The following is a 20,723-nucleotide window of genomic DNA, read 5'->3' on the forward strand; positions in this document are numbered from 1 at the left end:
ATCCCAATCAAGCGGCGACTTGTCGATCCTTGAGTGTTGGACCAGCGGATGGCGAAGCTTATTCGGCCGCGATGCGCGATGCGTCCGACTGGTCGACGCCGTAGGTGGCGCGGTAGAGGTCGCGCTGGCGGTTGAGCGCGACCATCGTGTTGCGCAACAGGATCGCCACCGTCAGCGGGCCGACGCCGCCGGGGACCGGCGTGATCCAGGCGGCGACCTCGCGCACGCTCTCGGTATCGACGTCGCCGACGATCCGCTCCTTGCCGTCCGGACCGGTCTCGGAGTTGATGCCGATGTCGATGACGGCAGCGCCCGGCTTGACCATGTCCGCCTTGATCAGCCGCGGCCTGCCGACGGCCACGAACAGCGCGTCGGCGCGGCGCGCATGGGCGGCCACGGAGCGCGTCATGTGGTGACAGACGGTGACGGTGGCGCCCTCGCTCATGAGAAGGAAGGCGATTGGCTTGCCGACGATCTCCGAATGGCCGACGACGACGACTTCGAGCCCCTTGAGATCGAGCCCGGTTTCCTTGAGCAGTTCCACCGAAGCGGCGGCGGTGCACGGCGCCAGGTCGAGCTGGTTGTAGACGATGTTGCCGATCGAGGTGGGGTGCATGCCTTCGACGTCCTTGAGCGGATGCACCGCAGCCTGGATCGCCTTGATGGATATGTGCGCGGGCACCGGCCGTTGGATGATGATGCCGGTCACGCGCGGATCGGCATTCATGCCGTGGATGGCGGCTTCCAGTTCCGCCGCCGTCAGGTCCGCCGGGAAATGCCGCTCTTCGAAATCGATGCCGGCGAGCGCCGCCTTGGCGCGCTGGTTGCGGACATAGACGTCGACGGCGGCGACGTCGCCCACGGTGATCGAGACCAGCTTGGGTGCAAAACCTTCGGCGCGCGCGATCTCCGCGTCATGCCGAACGGCGGCGATGATGCGCTGGGCGACCGGGCCGCCCTTCAGGTAGCGGCTGTCTTCGGGCGATGACATGCTTGAACCTCGATTACCTGTCTTGCCGCCTTGTTATCAGGCGATCCGTCGGCGTGAGGGCGGGAAAGCGAACAGTCCTGCCTCTTGTGCGACGCACAATTAAGACCGGCTGCCTGTTACGACAAGTCCTGATCGAAAGCAAAAGGGGCAGCCGGCTTGCGGCTGCCCCTTTCGTGACCGGCCATGTCCCCACACGGCCCGTCCCCCGTTGTTCGCGGAATTCCTTACATGACCACGACGGTCGTGCCAACCGGCACACGCTCGTAAAGATCGACCACGTCCTCGTTGCGCATGCGGATGCAACCCGACGATACCGCGCCGCCGATCGTCCAGGGCTGGTTGGTTCCGTGGATGCGGTAGAGCGTGGAGCCGATATAGAGGGCGCGCGCGCCGAGCGGGTTCTCGATGCCGCCGGGCAGCATGGTGGGCAGGTGGCGCCCCTTGGCCGCCTCGCGCGCGATCATCTCTGCCGGCGGGCGCCAGTCGGGCCATTCGCGCTTGGCGGTGATCTTGTGCGTCCCGGCCCACTCGAAGCCCGGCTTGCCGGTGCCGACGCCGTAGCGGCGCGCCTTGCCGTTCTTCTCGACCAGGTAGAGGAAATTGTCGCGCGTATCGATGACGATCGTGCCCGTCTTTTCGCTGCCGTGGTAGTTCACTTCCTGCGGCAGGTAGATCGGGTTGATCTGCTTCGGCACCATGATCATGCGCCGGGCGGGCTTCTGCACGGCGGCGGTGCGGGTCCGGTCGGGCTGGATCGCGGCCGCTTGGCCGGCGCGCATGCGGGGCAGGGCGACGGGACGGACCTGCCGCGCCACCCGCGCCGCGTCGGTGCGCGGCGCGTTCATCCTCGGCGCACGCACCCTGGGAGCGCCTTGAAGCTGGAGCACCCACGGGGCCGAAAGATCGGGGCTGACCACCACCGGCGGCCTTTCCCTGTAGCGGTCGTTGGCCTGCGAGGGCGAAGCGCCGGCGGCGAGTATCGCCGCCGCGGCGAAAGCGGAGAAGAAGAACCTGGACATTGAACGCACTCTTGCCTGATCGTCTCGTGGCCGGAAACGGGTGTCCGCTCCCGACTTCGAGCGGCATGGTGGCGCGCCGCGGCAACCGAAAGGTGAATCGAAATCGGTAAAATGCCGTTTTGTCAGGAAACCTTCCGGTACGGTTACCGGCCGGTTCAGGAATCTGGTAAAGCCGGCGTAAAAACCCGACGGCCCGGTTAACGAACGGATCGATGATGAGCGAAGAGACAGGATTGATCGCAGGGCCAGACGGGGCGATGCGCTGTTTCTGGCACGGCAATTTGCCCGATTACCTACATTACCACGACCATGAATGGGGCCGGCCGGTCGATGACGACCGCCGGCTGTTCGAGAAGATCTGCCTGGAAGGGTTCCAGTCGGGGCTTTCCTGGCTCACCATCCTGCGCAAGCGCGAGAACTTCCGCAAGGCTTTCGCCGGTTTCGACATCGACCGGGTCGCGGCCTTCACCGACGCCGATGTGGAGCGCCTCGTCGGCGATGCCGGCATCATCCGCCATCGCGGCAAGATCGTCTCGACCGTCAACAACGCCAGGCGCGCGCGCGAGCTGATCAAGGAGGCCGGTTCGCTGGCGGCCTTCTTCTGGCGCTTCGAGCCCGGTGCGGACGAGAGGCCGGCGGTGGTGGATCTGAAGCATCTGCGCGCCAATCCGACCACGGCCGTCTCCGTGCGCCTGTCGAAGGACTTGAAGAAGCGCGGCTGGAGCTTCGTCGGCCCGACGACCGTGTATGCCTTCATGCAGGCGATGGGGCTGGTCAACGATCATCTCGAAGGATGCACGTGCCGCGCAGAGGTCGAGGCGGAGCGCAACGCTTTCAAACGGCCGAAATGATCCGCATGCGAAGGAGCCGCTAGGTCAGCGGCGCTCAGGCACCGGCGCCGGACAGCTTCAGGCCAACGATGACCGCCGCCACGATGGCCAGCGCAGGATAGACGACGAGCAGGCCGGTGACGACGATGCCGGCGAAACCGGGATCGCGTTCATGAGCCGGCGCAGGATCGAACGGTCCCGCCCTTTGCAGGGGGGCGCTCCGGCCGGCGAGAGCCGCCGGCATCCGCGCCGATGCGGCGTCGTCGCGCAGAAGGGGTCCCGCAATCTGTGACATGAGCCAACCTCTTGTTCCGGTTGCGCTTATCGGATGCGATTGTGTCGGCACGATGCCGCGATGATGGCGAATTTGTTTCATTTTCCGGTACGGGACGGATCGTCCGTGCGACGGCGCTGCGCTATGCGGCCGATGGCCGTCCGCTCTCCTGCCGCCGGCCGCTCTGGTCCGGCGTTGCGTGATGCCCGCAGGACAATTCCTCGATGATCGGGCAGTTCGGCCGCTCGTCGCCGTGGCAGGTGTCCGCGAGATGGCGCAGCGTCCTGGTCATGTCGCGCAACTCGCGCATCTTGCGTTCCAGTTCCGCGATATGGGCGAGCGCGATCCGCTTGACGTCGGCGCTGGCGCGCGAACGGTCGTTCCACAGCGCCAGCAGATTGCCCATCTGCTCGACCGAGAAGCCGAGATCGCGCGAGCGCCGGATGAAGCGCAGCGTGTGCACGTCGTCCTGCGAATAGATGCGGTACCCTGCAGGGCTGCGCGCGGCGTCGACGATCAGGCCGATCGATTCATAATAGCGGATCATCTTGGCCGAAACGCCCGAAGCCGCCGCCGCCTCACCGATATTCATGGCTGCACTCCTGTTTGCCCGTCTGCTGGATCCTCATCTGGCGACGTGTCGGGCGCCAGACAAGTCCCGGCACGGCGAATGAACGGGTCTTGGCCGCAGCCGCTTGACGAAACGGGAGCCTGATGGAATAGTCATACACAAATAAAGTATAGATTACATAATAAGGGAACAAGGAGTTGAATATGGGACGCTTGGCGACACTTGCCGCAGCGCTTGCTGCAATGATGCTGCCTGCCGCACATGGAGCCTTGGCCGACCCGGTCAAGGGCGGCGTGATCGACGTGGCGACCGTCGGCGAGCCGCCGACGCTCGATCCGATGGCCTCGACCGCCGATCTGGTCGGCATCATCACCCAGCATATCTTCGAGACGCTCTACACCTTCGGCAAGGACTGGGCGATCACGCCGCTGCTGGCTGCCGACATGCCGCAGATTTCCGCCGACGGGCTGACCTACACGATCCCGCTCAGGACCGGCATCAAGTTCCACGACGGCTCCGACATGGATTCGACCGACGTGGTCGCCTCGCTGAATCGTTGGGAGAAGATCGCGACGCGCGGCAAGCAGGCCGCCGAAGTCATCAGCGGCGTCGAGGCGGTCGATGCCAATACGGTCAAGATCACGCTGAAGAAGCCATATGCACCGCTGTTGTCGCTTCTGGCCTTCAACAACGCTGCCGCCATCATCATCCCGTCGGAAAACGCCGATGAGGACCCGATGACCAAGTTCATCGGCACCGGTCCCTATATGCTGAAGGACCGCAAGCCCGACCAATATATCCAGCTCGCCCGCTTCGACGGCTACAAGTCACGCGACGGCGAAGCGAATTTCTATGGCGGCGCCCGCAAGCAGTATCTCGACGAGATCCGCTTCGTGCCGGTTCCCGATCCCAATACCCGAGTCGAGGGCGCGGTCGCCGGCCAGTTCGCCTATGCCGACGCTCTGCCGGTGGAATCCTATGACAAGCTTTCCGGCGGCAAGGACAAGCCGGTGATCCTGAAGCCCTTCGGCTGGCCGGTCTTCGTCATGAACACGAAGGAAGGGCTGAACTCGGACATCCGCATCCGCAAGGCCATCCAGGCGGCGCTCGCCCCCAGCGATATGCTGACCGCCGCCTTCGGCTCCACCGATTTCTTCGCCGTCGACGGCTCGATGTATCCGGAGGGCTTTGCCTGGCACAACACCGCGGGCACCGACGCCTACAAGCCGGACGGCGACACCGAGAAGGCTGCGGCCCTGCTCAAGGAAGCCGGCTATGACGGCTCGAAACCGCTGCGCATCCTCACAAGCCGCCAGTACGAATTCCACTACAAGATGGCGCAGGTGGCGCAGGCCTATCTCGAGCAGGCCGGCTTCAAGGTCGAGCTGGACGTGGTCGAATGGGCGACGCTGACCAAGAACCGCACCGATCCGAAGCTGTGGGACATCTACATCACCCACAGCCCGTTCCTGCCGGAGCCTTCGCTCAACGGCTTCATGTCGGACACCACGCCCGGCTGGTGGTCGACCGACGCCAAGCACAAGGCGGTCGAGGCGTTCAACGCCGAGTCCGACCCGGCCAAGCGCGCCAAGCTCTATGAGGACGTGCAGAAGGTGATCTACGACGAGGCCCCGATCTACAAGGTCGGCGACTTCAACGCGCTCGCCGCACAATCGCCGGAGTTGAAGGGCGTCACGCCGGCGCCGTGGCCCTTCTTCTGGAACGCTTATCTGGAGAAGTGATCGCATTCGGGGGGCAGGGCTGTCGCATATGGAATTTCGACGGTGCGGTACCCCCACCCCTGTCCCCTCCCCACAAGGGGGAGGGAGACGCCGGCGCCAATGCTTAGGCCACGTGCCAACCTCGGTGCTACCGCAAAGTCCCCGTCCCCCTTGTGGGGAGGGGTTAGGGGTGGGGGTGCGTCACCCTATGGGATCGCTCTGCCCTCAGGCGAAAGAGATCGCCGGACGCAAACGGTCGAAGGATAGCCAATGCTGCGCTCGATCCTGAACAGGCTGATCGGCATGATCGCGGTGATGGCGCTGGTCGTCACCATCGTGTTCGTGATCGTGCGCGTCACGCCGGGCGACCCGGCGGCGGTCATGCTCGGTCCGGACGCCACCGCCGCCGATGTGGCCGCGCTCAGAACGCGGCTCGGGCTCGACCAATCGATGCCGGTGCAGTTCGGCCGCTATGTGGTCGACCTCCTGCAGGGCGATCTCGGCCAGTCGATCTTCCTCAACGAGCCGGTGACGACCGCGCTCGCCCAGCGCGCCGAACCGACCTTTTTCCTCACTCTCTTCTCGCTTTTGATCGCCACGGTGATCGCGCTGCCCGTCGGCATTCTGTCCGCCTACAGGCGCGGCTCCGTCTTCGATCAGGCCGCCACCACGCTCGCCATGTTCGCAGCCAGCGTGCCGAGCTTCTGGCTGGGCCTGCTGTTCATCCAGTTCTTCGCGGTGAAACTCGGCTGGTTCGACACGTCGGGCTATGGCGGACCGGGCGCCTCCTTCCTCGACCGGCTGAACCATCTCGTGCTGCCGGCGCTGGCGCTCGGGCTGGTGTCCTCTGCTCTGATCACCCGCTTCACCCGCGCCTCGATGCTGGACGTTCTCAACGACGACTATGTCCGCACCGCCCGCTCCAAGGGCATGAGCGAATGGCGCGTGGTGCTGAAGCACGCCTTCAAGAACGCGCTGATCCCGATCCTGACCGTGATCGGCCTGACCGCGGCGCTGCTGATTTCCGGCGCGGTCGTCACCGAGACCGTGTTCGGCCTGCCGGGAGTCGGCTCGCTGGTGGTGTCGGCGGTGCTCAGGCGCGACTATCCGGTCATACAGGGCGCGCTGCTGGTCATCGCGGGTCTCTACGTTCTGGTGAACTTCGCCATCGACATGCTCTATCTCGCCATCGATCCGAGGGTACGGTACTGATGGCCGCGATCGCCGTTCCCCTGCACAACGAGCCCAATCTGCTGTCGCGGCTGATGAGCCGGCCAACCTCGGCGGCGGGGCTCGTGGTGCTGGTGCTGATCGCAGTGGCGGCGCTCGCCGCGCCATGGATTGCGCCCTATGCGCCGACGAAGCTTTCCGTCGCTAACCGGCTGCATCCGCCCGCCCTTGACCATCTGTTCGGCACCGACGACCTCGGCCGCGACGTGTTTTCGCGTATGCTGTTCGCCGCGCGCACCTCGCTCTCGGTCGCGCTGGCCGTGGTCGTCTTTTCCTCGATCGTCGGCATCGTGCTCGGGCTGATGGCCGGGTTCTTCAAGAAGCTCGACACGCCGGTGTCGCGGCTGGTCGACGCCATGATGGCCTTCCCCGACATATTGCTCGCCATCGCGCTGGTGGCGGCGCTCGGCCCCACCGCCGTCAACGTGGTGGTGGCGCTGGGCATCGTCTACGCGCCACGGCTGGCGCGCGTGGTGCGCGCCTCGACGCTGGTGATCCGCGAACTGCCCTATGTCGAGGCCGCCCGGGCGCTGGGCGTGCCGACGCCGGTCATCCTGATGCGGCATGTGTTGCGCAACGTCGCCTCGCCGATCCTGGTGCAGGGCACCTTCATCTTCGCCAACGCCATCCTGGCGGAAGCCGGGCTCTCCTTCCTCGGCGTCGGCATCTCGCCGGACATCCCGACCTGGGGCACGATGATCGCGGTCGGCCGGCAATATATGGACCAGGCCGGCTGGATCATGATGTTTCCCGGCGCCGCCATCGTCGTCACCGTGCTTGCGCTGCAGCTTGTCGGCGACGGGCTGCGCGACCTCCTCGACCCAAGACTGGCAAAGGACATCTGATGATCGGCAATCAATTTGCTCCCGCCGAGCGCCCGCTGCTGATCCGTGGCGCAAGGCTCGTCGGTTTCGGGTCCGGGCTGCCCGAGCGGCTGGACGTGCTGATCGGCAAGGATGGCCGCATCGCCGAGACCGGCGCAATGATCGCCGCCGGCGACGATGTGCAGGTGATCGAGGCCAAGGGCGCATACCTCTCGCCCGGCTGGACCGATCTGCATGTGCATGTCTGGTACGGCGGCACCGACATCTCGCTGCGTCCCGAGCAATGCGGCGCCGCGCGCGGCGTCACCACCATGGTCGATGCCGGCTCGGCCGGCGAGGCCAATTTCCACGGCTTCCGCGAGTTCATCATCGAGCCGGCGAGGGAAAACATCTACGCCTTCCTGAACATCGGCTCGATCGGACTGGTCGCCTGCAACCGCGTCTCCGAACTGATCGACATGCGCTCGATCGACATCGACCGCACCATTGCAACCGTCGAGGCCAACCGCGACGTCATCGTCGGCCTCAAGGTGCGCGCCAGCCACGTCATCACTGGCGGTTGGGACCTGACGCCGGTCAGGCTGGCGAAGAAGTTCAGCCGCATCCTGAAACTGCCGATCATGGTGCATGTCGGCGAGCCGCCGCCGCTCTACGACGACATCCTGCCGCTGCTGTCGGAAGGCGACATCGTCACCCACTGTTTCAACGGCAAGGCGGGCGGCTCAATCCTCGAGGACGAGGACCTCTATCGCTTGGCCGAAGACGCTGCGGCGCGCGGCATCGTACTCGACGTCGGCCATGGCGGCGCCTCCTTCTCATTCGACGTGGCGAAGGCAGCGCTCGAACGCGGCCTGCCGCCGAAAACCATCTCGACCGACCTGCACAACCGCTCGATGGACACGTCCGTGTGGGACATGGCCACCACCATGTCGAAGCTGTTGTCGCTCGGCATGACATTCGAGGACGTCGTCGCCGCCTCCACCATCGCACCGCGGTGCGCCATAAAACTGCCGACGAAAAAACTGCTGGAAAAGGGCAAGCCGGCCGAGTTCACCCTGTTCGACCTCGTCGACGCCGACGTGACCGTGCGCGATTCGCAAGGGGCGACCTCGACGCTGCACCGCCTGTTCGAGCCGCGCCATGCCATCCTCGGCGCCGAGGCCGTCGCCGCGCATCGCCATGTGCCGCCGGAAGGCACGGCCGGCGCTGGCCATGTCTGCCCGCATTGCGGGTGGAAGTCATGACCGACGCGCCGGCGCCCGATACGATCCTCTCCGTCCGGGACCTCAGGACCTGGTTCGTCAACCGCCGCTTCACCGCCAAGGCGGTGGACGGCGTGACCTTCGACCTGAAGCGCGGCGAGACGCTGGCCGTGGTCGGCGAGAGCGGTTCGGGCAAGTCGGTCACCAGCCTGTCGATCATGGGATTGCTGTCGCGGCCGGGCCGGATCGAGGGCGGCGAGATATTGTTTCGCGACCGGACCGAAAAGCTGCACGACCTCGTCGGTTTCGGCCCGGCGGATTTCCGCCGCATCCGCGGCCGCGAGATCGCGATGATCTTCCAGGAGCCGATGACCAGCCTCAATCCGCTCTATACGGTTGGCGACCAGATCGGCGAGATGATCGCGCTGCACGAAAATGTCAGCCGTGAGAAAAAGCGCAAACGGGCGCTCGCCATGCTGAAGCATGTCGAGATCCCGGACGCAGCCTCGCGCCTCGACGACTATCCGCACCAGATGTCGGGCGGCATGCGCCAGCGCGTGATGATCGCCATGGCGCTCGCCTGCAACCCCTCGCTGCTGATCGCCGACGAGCCGACGACGGCGCTGGACGTCACCATCCAGGCGCAGATCCTCGACCTCTTGCGCCGGCTGCAGGGCGAGTTCGGCATGTCGATCCTGTTCATCACCCACAATCTCGGCGTCGTGGCCGAGATCGCCCACAATGTCGTGGTCATGTATGCCGGCCGCGTGGTCGAGCAGGCGCCGGTGAAGGACCTGTTCGCGCACCAGCGCCATCCCTATACGAAAGGCCTGCTCGCCTGCACGCCGAACGCCGTGCGCGATATCGACGCCGCCGGCGAGCGCCGCGCGCTCTATTCCATTCCGGGTTCCGTGCCGCCGATCACCGCGCTGCCGCCGGGCTGCGCCTTCGAGCCGCGCTGCGACTTCGCTATCCCGCCCTGTAAGGCAGCACCACCGCCGCTGATACCGGCCGGCAGCGATGGCTTCTCCCGCTGCATCCGGAGTGCCGAGCTGTGAGCGCCGCCAGCGGGATCGACCGCCGCGCGGAGACGAAGCCGCTGCTCTCCGTGCAGGGCCTGACGAAACATTTTCCGGCGCGCAACGGCCGCATCGTCCATGCCGTCGAGGACGTCAGCTTCGAGGTCAGGCGCGGCTCGACGGTCGGGCTGGTCGGCGAGAGCGGTTCCGGCAAGACCACCGCCGGGCGCGCTATCCTGCGGCTGATCGAGCCGACCTCCGGCAAGGCGCTGTTCGACGGCGTCGACCTGTTTTCGCTGTCGGCGAAGGAGATGCGCGCCTATCGGCGAAAGCTCCAGATCGTTTTCCAGGACCCGTTCTCCAGCCTCAACCCGCGCCTGAAAGTATCCGCGATCCTCAGCGAGGCGCTGGACGCCTGCGGCTTTCCACGCGGCAAGGCGCGCCGCGAGCGCATCGCCGAACTCCTGACCCTCGTCGGCCTGTCGCCCGACCACGCCGCGCGCTATCCGCACGAGTTTTCCGGCGGCCAGCGCCAGCGCATCGGCATCGCCCGTGCCCTTGCCGTCCAGCCTGAATTCGTCGTCGCCGACGAGCCGGTCTCGGCGCTCGACGTGTCGGTGCAGGCGCAGGTGCTCAATCTGCTCGGCGAATTGCAGAAGAAGCTCGGCCTGACGCTGCTGTTCATCGCCCACGACCTGTCGGTGGTCGAATATCTGTGCGACGAGGTGGTGGTGCTCTATCTCGGCCGCGTCATGGAACGCGGCCCGAGCAAGCTGGTCTACGCCGCGCCGCGCCATCCGTACACGAAGGCGCTGCTCGCCACCGCGCCGGTGCCGGACCCGACGAGGGTGCGCACGCATGTGCCGCTCAAGGGCGATATTCCGAGCCCCATCGCGCCGCCGTCCGGCTGCGTCTTCCGCACCCGCTGCCCGGAAGCGATCGCCGCCTGCGCTCAAACCGTCCCTCCCGTCGTCGAGATCGGCGGCGGGCATCACGTGGCCTGCATCCGCCACGATGGCAGAACCTGACCGGAGTCCTCCCGCATGAACCTTCCCGAACCGAAGCGTCTGCAAGAAACGCCCAACGAGAGCCCCAATGAGCGCTTGAAGGCGCTCGGTATCACCTTGCCGTCGGCGCCGCCGCCGATCGCCAATTTCGTCACCCATGTCCAGGAAGGAAAACTGCTCTACCTGTCTGGCCAGGGACCGACCGAACCGGGCGGCCGCCAGCATACCGGCAAGGTCGGTGCAGGCGTTTCCATTGAACAGGCCTATGCCGACGCGCGTCTGACCGGCATCAACCTGATTGCCGTCATGCAGTCCGCGCTCGGCGACCTGTCGCGCGTGCGCAGGGTGATAAAACTGTTCGGTATGGTCAACGCCGCGCCCGACTTCGGCGATCATCCTGCCGTTATCAACGGCTGTTCCGACCTGATGGTGGAGGTGTTCGGGTTGTCCGGCGTGCATGCCCGTTCGGCCGTCGGCCACGGCTCGCTGCCGGGGCAGATCACCGTCGAGATCGAAGCCATCGTGGCGATTGACTGACCGGCGATTGATTAAGGGCGATCACACATGAAAGTTACCCCCGCCCCTGACCCCTCCCCTCAAGGGGGAGAGGAAGCTGCCGCGCGCAAAGAATCCCCCTCCCCCTTGAGGGGAGGGGTCAGGGGTGGGGGTACACTTCCAGTCGATGCCGGTAGTTCGTTCGACCCGGCCGAACCAATTGGAGTCCCGGGAACATGACCGAACAGAATATCCGCGCCGCACTCAACCTCAGGCCGGTCGTCAACGTCTCCGGCACGATGACGGCGCTGGGCGCCTCCATCGTCGTGCCCGGCGCCGTCGATGCCGTTTCGGCGATCCTCACCCAATTCGTCGAGATGGGCGACCTCTACCGCCGCGCCAGCACGGTGATCGCCGAATTGACCGGCGCGGAGGCGGGTTTCGTCACCGCCTCCTGCTCGGCAGGCATCACGCTGGCGGTCGCCGCCTGCATGACCGGGCCGGACCTCGCGGCAATAGAGCGGCTGCCGGACACGACGGGGCTGAAGGATGAGGTGCTGATCCAGTCCGGTCATATGGTCAGCTACGGCGCGCCGGTCGAGCAGGCGATCCGCCTTGCCGGCGCCAGGGTCGTGCCGGTCGGCCAGGCGACCAGCGCCCATGCCTACCAGCTCGCCGGCGCCATCACCGAGCGCACCGCGGCGGCCGTCTATGTCGTGTCGCACCACGTCGTCGACTACGCGCAGATCCCGCTGAAAGTGTTCTGCGACGTCTGCCATGCCCGTGGTGTGCCGGTGATCGTCGACGCGGCCTCCGAATACGACCTGACAGGCTTCCTGAAGGACGGCGCCGACCTCGCGCTCTATTCCGGCCACAAGTTTCTCGGCGGGCCGACCTCGGGCATCGTCGCCGGCTCCAAGGAACGGGTGCGCGACACCTATCTGCAGAACCGCGGCATCGGCCGCGGCATGAAGGTCGGCAAGGAGGGCATCGTGGGCGCGCTGGCAGCCTTGCAGGCCTGGAAGAGTCGCGACCACGCCGGCATCCGCGCCCGCGAGCGCCGGGCGCTCGACTGCTGGGTGGAAGTGCTGGCCGGCCGGCCGGGCGTGACGGCGACGATCGTGCCGGACCCGACGAACAACCCGCTCGACCGCCTGAAGGTGGCGGTCGACCCGCAGACGGCCAACATCACCGCCTGGGACCTCGCCGACCGGCTGGCCGCCGGCGATCCGCCGGTGATCGTGCGCGACCACGAGGTCGAGCACGGCACTTTCTTCCTCGATCCCTGCAATCTGCACCCGGACGAGGAATTCACGGTGGCGAGGCGCCTGGCCGAGGAACTGGAGACCGCACGCAAGTCCAACACGCCGATCGCAACGCCTTTCGTCGAACGGCTGCTGGCGCGCGAGGCGGCGATCTTGAAATGGCCGGATTGAGGGTGTCCGGGATTGCGGCGGGCGTGCGCTTGTCGTCTCTTGTGAACCCGCCTCTGCCGCGTTAGCCAACGGAGCTGAAATACGCTTCCATAGGAACCTCATGTCGACCACTGCCGCCAACATCGAAACAGGCGCCGCCGATCCGGCGGGACCCCGCCGTACGCGCACCAGCGGCATCGACCGGGCGCTGCAGATCCTCGACCACCTGCAGAAGGAAGGACGGCCTGCCACCGCCTATGAGATCGCGCGCGCCGTGCGCGCGCCGCTCTCCACCATCTATGTCATCGTCGACGATCTGGTGGACAAGGAGATGCTCGACCGCACCGACGGCGGGCTGCTGTGGCTCGGCCCCAGGCTTTACCATTACGGCCTGACTTATGCCCGTTCGCTCGACCTGCTCAACGTGGCTGTCCACGAAATGCACGAGCTGGCGCGCGGCTCGGGCGAGACGGTGCAGGTCTGTGGCCGCGACGGCGACGACATGGTGGTGCTCGCCATGGAGGAGGGGCTGGACCATTTCCAAGTCACCTCGCGCGTCGGCACGCGCTCGCCGCTCAACTGGACGGCCTCCGGCCGGCTGCTGGTGGGACATCTGCCCGAGGCCGAGCGCCTGGAGATATTCGGCCGCTGCGCCACCGCGTCGCCGACCGGTCGCGCCGAAACCGACAAAGCGCAGCTTTCCCGCAGCGCCGCCACCGCGCTGGAGCAGGGCCTGTCGATCCAGGCCGGCGAATCCGACTTCTCCGTCGCCTGTATCGCAGCGCCCATTTGCGACAGCCAGGGCGCCTGCCGCGCCACCATCTCGATCGTGGTGCCGGATATGAAGGTCACCCAGAAGAACCCCGATCTGGTGGCGCTGGTCAAGGAAAGCGCCCGGCGCATCGAGACGAGACTGGGCTGGCGATCCGCCTACCGCTCCGGTGAGAAGGCGCCGGAACGGCAATAAGCGGACAGCCGTGCGAGGATATTTCGCGCCTATCCTTTCACGACAAGGCTTTACCTCTTTGCAGCGCCGTCTCGCTTGCGAAGAGATAATCCCATAAGGGGCGGTATCGTGTCAGCGCTCTTGAGTATCCGGGAAACCAAGTCTTGCTAGATGCAGAACTTGGTCGTTCAGAAAACGCGGTCCAACCGTGACTACTCCCACTCGATTGTACCTGGCGGCTTGCTCGTCACGTCGTAGACGACGCGGTTGATGCCTTTCACCTCGTTGATGATGCGGGTGGCGGCGCGGCCGAGGAAGTCCATGTCGTAGTGGTAGAAATCCGCCGTCATGCCGTCCACCGAGGTCACGGCGCGCAGCGCAAGGACGAAGTCGTAGGTGCGGCCGTCGCCCATGACGCCGACCGTCTGCACCGGCAGCAGCACGGCGAATGCCTGCCAGATCGCGTCGTAGAGTCCGGCCTTGCGGATTTCGTCGAGATAGATGGCATCGGCCTCACGCAGGATCTCCAGCTTGTCGCGCGTCACGCCGCCGGGGCAGCGGATGGCAAGGCCAGGACCAGGGAAGGGATGGCGGCCGATGAAGCTTTCAGGCAGGCCGAGTTCCTTGCCGAGCGCCCTCACCTCGTCCTTGAACAGCTCGCGCAGCGGCTCCACCAGCTTCATGTTCATGCGCTCCGGCAGGCCGCCGACATTGTGGTGCGACTTGATGGTGGAGGAGGTGGCGCCGGTGAAGGAAACGCTTTCGATGACGTCGGGATAGAGCGTGCCCTGGGCAAGAAAATCCGCCCCGCCAAGCTTCTTCGCCTGCTCCTCGAACACCTCGATGAACAGCCGCCCGATGGTCTTGCGCTTCGTTTCCGGATCGCTCTCGCCCTCCAGGGCGGAGATGAACTTGTCCGAGGCGTCGACCAGGATCAGCGGCAGGTTGTAGTGCTGGCGGAACATCGCCACCACGTCGGCCGCCTCGTTCTTGCGCATCAGGCCGTGGTCGACGAGGATGCAGGTGAGCTGGTCGCCGACCGCTTCGTGGATCAGCAGCGCCGCGACCGAGGAATCGACGCCGCCCGACAGTGCGCAGATCACCTTGCCGGTGCCGACCTGCTTCCTGATCTGCTCGACCGCCTGCTCGCGATAGGCCGCCATCGTCCAATCGGAGCGCAGGCCGGCGATGTGGTGGACGAAGTTCCTGAGCAGCTTGGCGCCGTCCGGCGTGTGCACGACTTCGGGATGGAACTGCACGGCGTAGAATTTGCGTGCCTCGTCGGCGATCGCCGCGAAGGGCGCGCCGGTGGACGTGCCGACGACGTGGAAGCCGGGCGGCAGGGCGGTGACACGGTCGCCGTGGCTCATCCAGACCTGATGGCGCGTGCCCTTGGCCCAGACGCCGTCGAACAGCGCGCATTCGTCCTGGATTTCGAGGAAGGCGCGGCCGAATTCGCGATGGTGGCCGGCCTCGACCTTGCCGCCGAGCTGCGCGCACATGGTCTGCTCGCCGTAGCAGATGCCAAGCACCGGAATACCGGCGGAGAACACCGCCTCCGGCGCGCGGGGGCTGCCGATATCGACGGTGGAATGAGGACTGCCGGAGAGGATGACGGCCTTGGGATTGATGCGCCGGAAGGCTTCCTCGGCCGACTGGAACGGCGCGATTTCGCAATAAACGCCCGCCTCGCGCACTCGTCTTGCGATGAGCTGCGTGACCTGGCTGCCGAAATCGATGATGAGAACTGTGTCGGGGTGCGTCGTCATGGCGAGCCTTTAGAGAAAGAACCGATTCGACGCAATGGGTGTGTGCCCGGACTTCAGAGGCGGATCGTCCCGTCGCCCAGCGCCTGCTCCATGAGGCCGACTGCACCCGCCAGTTTCTCGTCGATGACGTGGAGATATTCCGTCCAGTCGCCGACGTGGCGAAGTTCCGTCGCGCCGTCGGAAATGGCGCGCAGCGCGATCAGCGGCAGCGCGAACTGCTGGCAGGCGCGCAATATCGCGAAGGTCTCCATGTCGACCATGTCGGCATCGATGGCGTCATAGGCGTCGCCGGAAACAACCGCGCCGCCGGTCGAAAGGGTCGCCTCGTCTATGCCCGGTATTCGGAAGGGAAGCGGCACGGCAGCCGGCAGATCGAGGAAGGGCGTCCTGCCTTTCTCGAAGCCGAGTGGTGAGGCATCCATGTCGCGATAGCCGACCGAGACGGCCTGGTAGATCTCTGTCTGCTCGAGGCGCCGCGAGCCCGCGGATCCCAGTGACACGACCAGATCGGGAAGGGCATGCTCTGTGCTGAGCCGCGCCAGTTCGACGCCCATGCGCACGGCCGCCTCGACAGGGCCTACGCCTGTCATCAGGGGCTGAAAAAGACGATTGAGATGCGGTCCGTATTCGGCCTCCACGGCCATGACGAAGAGAACGGACTTGCCGTCTATGGTCGCAACGGCGGCCATGCGTCAGCCTGCTATCCCGTCACGCCCGGTCACCGCCATCATCGTTCCCGTCATGGTGGCGATCAGCCTTGCCTCGCCGTCCGCGCTGTAGGCGTAGGCCTGGCCGTCGGCGACGATGATGGTGCGGCCGGGCTTGGTGACGGAGCCGCGGAACAGGAAGCGCTCGCCGCGTCCCGGAGACAGCAGGTTGACCTTGAACTCGATGGTGAGCACGCCGGCATTCTCCGGCATCAGCGAGAAGGCGGCGTAGCCGCAGGCCGAATCCAGCGCCGTCGAGATGACGCCCGCATGAAGGAAGCCGTGCTGCTGGGTCAGCCTATCCGAATAGGGCATCTCGATCTCGACGATGCCGGGCGTCACCAGCGTCAGCTCCGCGCCGATCGTCTCCATCGCCTTTTGCCGCGCGAACGAGGATCGGACGCGCTCCTCGTAGTCCGGTGCCGGTACGGTCTTGGCCGCCATGTCACGCGCCTTCGGCTGCTGCGATAGCCGGCTTATCGCAGAGCGGGCCTGCGCAGGCAATGGTTATGTTGCAATGCAGCAATCAAGGTCGCCGCCGACGTCAGTTCAGCCGCACGATCGCGGCGTTGAGCAGCGACGCGAAGGCGACCCATGCCGCATAGGGGATGAACAGCCAGGCCGCGATCCGGTCGCGGTTCCATGCGCGCGCGATGAAAACAAGGATTGTCGCAAGCAGGGCGAGGATGACGACGAGAGCCGGTCCGGGCAGCCGCAATCCGAAGAAGACCGGCGACCACAGGAAGTTGAGGATGAGCTGGCCGATCCACAACGGCTTCAGGGGCGCGCTTTTGCCGGCGCGCCAGATACGCCAGCCAGCCAGCGCGATGCATATGTAGAGCAGGCTCCAGACAGGAGCGAACACCCAGTTCGGCGGATTGAAGGCGGGCTTGGCCAGACCTGCATACCAGTCGCCCGGCAGCGTCGCGTATCCGATGGCGAGGCCGCCGCCCAGGACGATGAGCAGGAAGAGTGCGAGAGACAGATAGCGGTGCATGAACTCACCCGGAAGGACCGCTTCCTCATCTGGAGCGGTTGTGCGCCGCGTCAAGCGGGCTCAGCCGGCCTTGCGCATTGCACAGAAGAAGAAGCCGTCCGTGCCGCTGCACGCCGGGGACAGCGAGATGCCGGCATCGACGTCGATCCGCGCGGCGTCCGCGTGTCCGGGAAAATGCCGGTGCCACAACGCCGTATGGTCGACGGGCGAGAAACCCGCGTCGCGTTGCCGGAACGCCGAGACCTGCCTGCCGTTTTCTTCGTCGAACACGGAGCAGGTAATGTAGACGAGCAGGCCGCCCGGCTTCACATAGGCGCTCGCGGCATCGAGAATGGCGGATTGCTCGCCCCTTCTGGCGTCGAGCTGCCTCTCCGTCAGCCGCCATTTGGCGTCCGGCCTGCGCCGCCAGGTACCGGAGCCCGTGCAGGGTGCATCGACCAGCACGATATCCATCCTGTCCTGCAACGGGATGAGGTCGGCCGGCTTCGCCGCCACCTGGATATTGCGGCTGTCGCAGCGGCGCATGCGCTCGAAGATCGGCGCGAGCCGCTGCTTTTCGGAGTCATGCGCGAAGATCTGCCCCTGGCCGTCCATCGCCGCCGACAGCGCCAGCGCCTTGCCGCCGGCGCCCGCGCAATAATCGAGCACCTGCATGCCGGGTTCGGCCCCGGCAAGCGTCGCGACGATCTGCGAGCCTTCGTCCTGCACTTCGAACCAGCCCTTCTGGAAAGCCGGCTCGGCCTGGACGTTGGGATGGCGGCCATCACCTTCGATCGGCGCGATGCGGATGCCGTTCGCCGCGATCGCCGCCGGCCGTGCGCCGGTGTCCTCGAGTTCGCCGAGCACTTCGTCGGTCGCCGCCTTCAGCGCATTGACCCTGAGGTCGAGCGGCGGGCGCATCGCCAGTGCCGAACCTTCGTCGACCCAGCGGTCGCCGAAATTTTCCTCGAGCAGCGGGGCGCACCAATCCGGGCAGTCGGCTTTCACGGCCGGCGGCGCGGCTTCGTCCCTGTTGTGGGAAATCGCCGCCAGCTCTGCGGACGTCAGTGGCGGCGGCGCGAATTTGTCGCCTTCAAGTGCCGCGCCGAGCTTCTGCGGCGTCAGCCTCCATTCCAGCAGCAGGGCACCGATGGCGATGGCGCGGGGCGTGTCGTCGCCGAGAAGCCAGCCGGCCGAGCGTCTGCGGCGCAGCGCGTCATAGACGATGTTGCCGATCGCGGCGCGGTCGCCTCCGCCCGCGAAACGATGGGAGAGGCCCCAATCCTTCAGCGCGTCGGCAACCGGCCGATGCCGCCGGTTGATGTCTTCAAGCACTTCGATGGCTGCCGCCAGCCGTCCGCCCAGTCGCATGTCGGTTTTCCCGTTTTCGGCACACCCGAATGCTGGACTGCTAGCCGTAGCCGGGCCGTTTCACAAGCCCGTTATGGATGGAAAGCAAAACAGGCGCGGCTTGCGCCGCGCCTGTTCGGCAATCGATCATCGATCGGCCTACGCCGCCTTTCGTGCTCCGACGAGGTCGAAGCGGTCGGCGTTCATTACCTTGGTCCAGGCCTTGACGAAGTCCTTCGCGAACGTCTCCTTCGCGTCGGCACTGCCGTAGACTTCCGCGAAGGCGCGCAATTGCGAGTGCGAGCCGAAGATCAAGTCGACGCGCGTCGCCGTCCATTTCAGGTCGCCGCTCTTGCGGTCGCGGCCCTCATAGACGCCTTCGCCGGCCGGAGCCCATTGGGTGGCCATGTCGAGCAGGTTGACGAAGAAGTCGTTGGTCAACGTGCCAGGCCGGTCCGTGAACACGCCGTGCCTGGAGCCGCCCGCATTGGCGCCCAGGATGCGCAGTCCGCCGACGAGGGCCGTCAGTTCGGGTCCGGTCAGCCTGAGCAACTGCGCCCGGTCCACCATCGCCTCTTCCGGCGCCATGAACTGCGTCTTGTTCGCATTGGTGTAGTTGCGGAAGGCATCCTGGCGCGGTTCGAGCGGCGCGAAGGATTCGGCGTCGGTCTGGTCCTGCGAGGCGTCCGTGCGACCGGGCGTGAAGGGCGCGGTCACGTCAACGCCGGCATCCTTCGCCGCCTTCTCGATGGCGGCCGAGCCGCCGAGCACGATCAGATCGGCGAGCGAGACTTTCTTGCCGCCGGAAGCCGAGGCGTTGAACGCCTGGCGGATGGAGTCCAGCGTCGAAAGGACCTTCTGCAACTGGTCGGGCTGGTTGACCTCCCAGTCCTTCTGCGGGGCGAGGCGGATGCGCGCGCCGTTGGCGCCGCCGCGCTTGTCGGAGCCGCGGAAGGTGGATGCCGACGCCCATGCCGTCGAGACGAGCTCGGACACGGACAGGCCGGATGCCAGGACCCTGGCCTTGAGGTCGGCGATATCCTTTTCGTCGACCAGCGGATGATCGACGGCCGGAACCGGATCCTGCCAGATCAGCTCTTCCTGCGGCGCCAGCGGGCCGAGGTAGCGGATCTTCGGACCCATGTCGCGATGGGTCAGCTTGAACCAGGCGCGGGCGAAGGCGTCCGCGAACAGGTCCGGGTTCTCGTAGAATCGGCGCGAAACCTTCTCGTATTCCGGGTCGAAACGCAGCGAAAGGTCGGTCGTCAGCATTGTGGGGCGCTGCATTCTCGACGTGTCGTGCGCGAGGGGGACGTTCTCCGGAGCGTCCTTGGCGACCCATTGCCAGGCGCCCGCCGGGCTCTTCGTCAGCTCCCATTCGTAGCGGAACAGATTGTCGAAGAAATAATTGCTCCACTTCGTCGGCGTCTGCGACCAGGTGACTTCGAGGCCGCTGCCGATCGTGTCGCCGCCCATGCCGGTGCCATACTTGCTCTTCCAGCCGAGGCCCTGGTCCTCGATCGCGGCCCCTTCCGGCGCCACGCCGACGAAGGACGGGTCACCGGCGCCGTGGGTCTTGCCGAACGTGTGGCCGCCGGCGATCAGCGCCACGGTCTCTTCGTCGTTCATGGCCATGCGGAAGAACGTTTCGCGAATGTCCTTGGCCGCCGCGACCGGATCCGGCTTGCCGTTCGGACCTTCGGGATTGACGTAGATGAGGCCCATCTGCACCGCGCCCAGCGGCTCGGCGAGCTGGCGCTCGCCGCTGTAGCGCTCGTCGCCGAGCCAGGTGCCTTCCGGGCCCCAGTAGAGCTCTTCCGGCTCCCAGGTGTCGGCACGGCCGCCGGCGAAGCCGAACGTCTTGAAGCCCATCGATTCCAGTGCCGCGTTGCCGACAAGGACGTACAGGTCGGCCCAGGAGATCTTGCGCCCGTATTTCTGCTTGATCGGCCACAGCAGCCGCCGCGCCTTGTCGAGGAGCACATTGTCCGGCCAGGAATTGAGCGGGGCGAAACGCTGCTGACCGCCGCCGGCGCCGCCGCGCCCATCGGTGATGCGGTAGGTGCCGGCGCTGTGCCAGGCCAGGCGCACGAAGAGACCGCCGTAATGGCCGAAATCCGCCGGCCACCAATCCTGCGAATCCGTCATCAGCGCCTTCAGGTCGGCGATGACGGCATCGAGATCGAGGCTTTCGAACTCCCTGGCGTAGTCGAAGGCCTCACCCATCGGGTCGGAAAGCTTCGAGTTGGCGTGGAGAACCTGCACATCCAATTGTTCGGGCCACCAGTCGCGGTTGCGATGCCCTTGGCTGCCGCTGAAAGGGCATTTGCCGGTGTTCTTGTCGTCGGTTTTCGCGTCCATCATGCTCTCCGCTGAT

The 20,723-nt window shown here is 66.0% G+C and carries 20 protein-coding genes; 10 read left to right on the forward strand and 10 right to left on the reverse strand.

The features are described from left to right. Positions 1-58: 58 nt before the first annotated feature. Complete coding sequence (locus ABMA46_RS04120; protein WP_348998048.1) at positions 59-991, reverse strand: bifunctional 5,10-methylenetetrahydrofolate dehydrogenase/5,10-methenyltetrahydrofolate cyclohydrolase; 933 nt, start codon at positions 989-991, stop codon at positions 59-61. Between the two features lie 224 nt (positions 992-1,215). After that, the gene (locus tag ABMA46_RS04125; protein WP_348998049.1) at positions 1,216-2,010 is read right to left on the reverse strand and encodes a L,D-transpeptidase; all 795 of its coding nucleotides are present in this window, start codon (positions 2,008-2,010) and stop codon (positions 1,216-1,218) included. Between the two features lie 212 nt (positions 2,011-2,222). Between ABMA46_RS04125 and ABMA46_RS04130 the strand changes: the two genes are divergently transcribed. After that, positions 2,223-2,861 (forward strand): DNA-3-methyladenine glycosylase I, encoded by a 639-nt coding sequence (locus ABMA46_RS04130; protein WP_348998050.1) that lies wholly within the window; start codon positions 2,223-2,225, stop codon positions 2,859-2,861. A gap of 34 nt (positions 2,862-2,895) precedes the next feature. Here ABMA46_RS04130 and ABMA46_RS04135 read toward each other — a convergent pair whose 3' ends face one another. Both ABMA46_RS04135 and cueR read right to left on the reverse strand, forming a co-directional pair. After that, positions 2,896-3,135, reverse strand: coding sequence for a hypothetical protein (locus ABMA46_RS04135; RefSeq protein WP_348998051.1), 240 nt, complete (start codon positions 3,133-3,135; stop codon positions 2,896-2,898). 121 nt (positions 3,136-3,256) lie between these two features. Continuing rightward, positions 3,257-3,706: a Cu(I)-responsive transcriptional regulator gene (cueR, locus tag ABMA46_RS04140; RefSeq protein ID WP_348998052.1), complete on the reverse strand. Its 450-nt coding sequence runs from the start codon at positions 3,704-3,706 to the stop codon at positions 3,257-3,259. 191 nt (positions 3,707-3,897) lie between these two features. On the opposite strand from cueR, the gene ABMA46_RS04145 reads away from it, so the two are divergent. The 9 genes from ABMA46_RS04145 to ABMA46_RS04185 all read left to right on the forward strand — a co-directional run bounded on the left by ABMA46_RS04145 (position 3,898) and on the right by ABMA46_RS04185 (position 13,565). Next, positions 3,898-5,427 carry an ABC transporter substrate-binding protein gene (locus ABMA46_RS04145; protein ID WP_425475698.1) on the forward strand — a complete coding sequence of 510 codons (1,530 nt, stop codon included), beginning with the start codon at positions 3,898-3,900 and terminating at the stop codon, positions 5,425-5,427. Between the two features lie 249 nt (positions 5,428-5,676). After that, entirely contained in the window at positions 5,677-6,618 is a 942-nt protein-coding gene (locus ABMA46_RS04150; RefSeq protein WP_348998053.1) for an ABC transporter permease, read from the forward strand. After that, the gene (locus ABMA46_RS04155) at positions 6,618-7,481 is read left to right on the forward strand and encodes an ABC transporter permease (RefSeq protein WP_348998054.1); all 864 of its coding nucleotides are present in this window, start codon (positions 6,618-6,620) and stop codon (positions 7,479-7,481) included. Before ABMA46_RS04150 ends, ABMA46_RS04155 begins: the two co-directional genes overlap by 1 nt. Next, a complete protein-coding gene (locus ABMA46_RS04160; protein WP_348998055.1) occupies positions 7,481-8,704 on the forward strand; it encodes an amidohydrolase/deacetylase family metallohydrolase in 1,224 nt (407 codons plus the stop codon). Before ABMA46_RS04155 ends, ABMA46_RS04160 begins: the two co-directional genes overlap by 1 nt. Next, positions 8,701-9,720: an ABC transporter ATP-binding protein gene (locus ABMA46_RS04165; RefSeq protein WP_348998056.1), complete on the forward strand. Its 1,020-nt coding sequence runs from the start codon at positions 8,701-8,703 to the stop codon at positions 9,718-9,720. Before ABMA46_RS04160 ends, ABMA46_RS04165 begins: the two co-directional genes overlap by 4 nt. After that, positions 9,717-10,709 carry an ABC transporter ATP-binding protein gene (locus tag ABMA46_RS04170; protein ID WP_348998057.1) on the forward strand — a complete coding sequence of 331 codons (993 nt, stop codon included), beginning with the start codon at positions 9,717-9,719 and terminating at the stop codon, positions 10,707-10,709. Before ABMA46_RS04165 ends, ABMA46_RS04170 begins: the two co-directional genes overlap by 4 nt. A 15-nt stretch (positions 10,710-10,724) precedes the next feature. Then, positions 10,725-11,225 carry a RidA family protein gene (locus ABMA46_RS04175; RefSeq protein WP_348998058.1) on the forward strand — a complete coding sequence of 167 codons (501 nt, stop codon included), beginning with the start codon at positions 10,725-10,727 and terminating at the stop codon, positions 11,223-11,225. Positions 11,226-11,419: 194 nt separating this feature from the next. Further along, positions 11,420-12,619 carry an aminotransferase class V-fold PLP-dependent enzyme gene (locus tag ABMA46_RS04180; RefSeq protein WP_348998059.1) on the forward strand — a complete coding sequence of 400 codons (1,200 nt, stop codon included), beginning with the start codon at positions 11,420-11,422 and terminating at the stop codon, positions 12,617-12,619. Between the two features lie 100 nt (positions 12,620-12,719). Then, positions 12,720-13,565 (forward strand): IclR family transcriptional regulator, encoded by an 846-nt coding sequence (locus tag ABMA46_RS04185; RefSeq protein WP_348998060.1) that lies wholly within the window; start codon positions 12,720-12,722, stop codon positions 13,563-13,565. Positions 13,566-13,756: 191 nt separating this feature from the next. Here the strand turns inward: ABMA46_RS04185 and guaA are convergent, their stop codons facing one another. From guaA to katG, 6 genes are all read right to left on the reverse strand, one after another. Further along, a complete protein-coding gene (gene guaA / locus ABMA46_RS04190; RefSeq protein ID WP_348998061.1) occupies positions 13,757-15,313 on the reverse strand; it encodes a glutamine-hydrolyzing GMP synthase in 1,557 nt (518 codons plus the stop codon). A 53-nt stretch (positions 15,314-15,366) separates the two neighbouring features. After that, on the reverse strand, positions 15,367-16,002 hold the full coding sequence (locus ABMA46_RS04195; protein ID WP_348998062.1) for a 5'-methylthioadenosine/S-adenosylhomocysteine nucleosidase: 636 nt from the start codon (positions 16,000-16,002) through the stop codon (positions 15,367-15,369). 3 nt (positions 16,003-16,005) lie between these two features. Next, complete coding sequence (locus ABMA46_RS04200; RefSeq protein ID WP_348998063.1) at positions 16,006-16,464, reverse strand: PaaI family thioesterase; 459 nt, start codon at positions 16,462-16,464, stop codon at positions 16,006-16,008. A gap of 100 nt (positions 16,465-16,564) precedes the next feature. Beyond that, positions 16,565-17,017, reverse strand: coding sequence for a TspO/MBR family protein (locus tag ABMA46_RS04205; RefSeq protein WP_348998064.1), 453 nt, complete (start codon positions 17,015-17,017; stop codon positions 16,565-16,567). Positions 17,018-17,077: 60 nt separating this feature from the next. Continuing rightward, complete coding sequence (locus ABMA46_RS04210) at positions 17,078-18,367, reverse strand: RsmB/NOP family class I SAM-dependent RNA methyltransferase (RefSeq protein ID WP_348998065.1); 1,290 nt, start codon at positions 18,365-18,367, stop codon at positions 17,078-17,080. A gap of 138 nt (positions 18,368-18,505) precedes the next feature. Beyond that, positions 18,506-20,707, reverse strand: a complete 2,202-nt coding sequence (gene katG, locus ABMA46_RS04215; protein WP_348998066.1) for a catalase/peroxidase HPI — start codon at positions 20,705-20,707, stop codon at positions 18,506-18,508. Positions 20,708-20,723 lie beyond the last annotated feature (16 nt).

This window comes from Mesorhizobium hunchu (assembly GCF_040081975.1).
Taxonomy (GTDB): Bacteria; Pseudomonadota; Alphaproteobacteria; order Rhizobiales; family Rhizobiaceae; genus Mesorhizobium; species Mesorhizobium hunchu.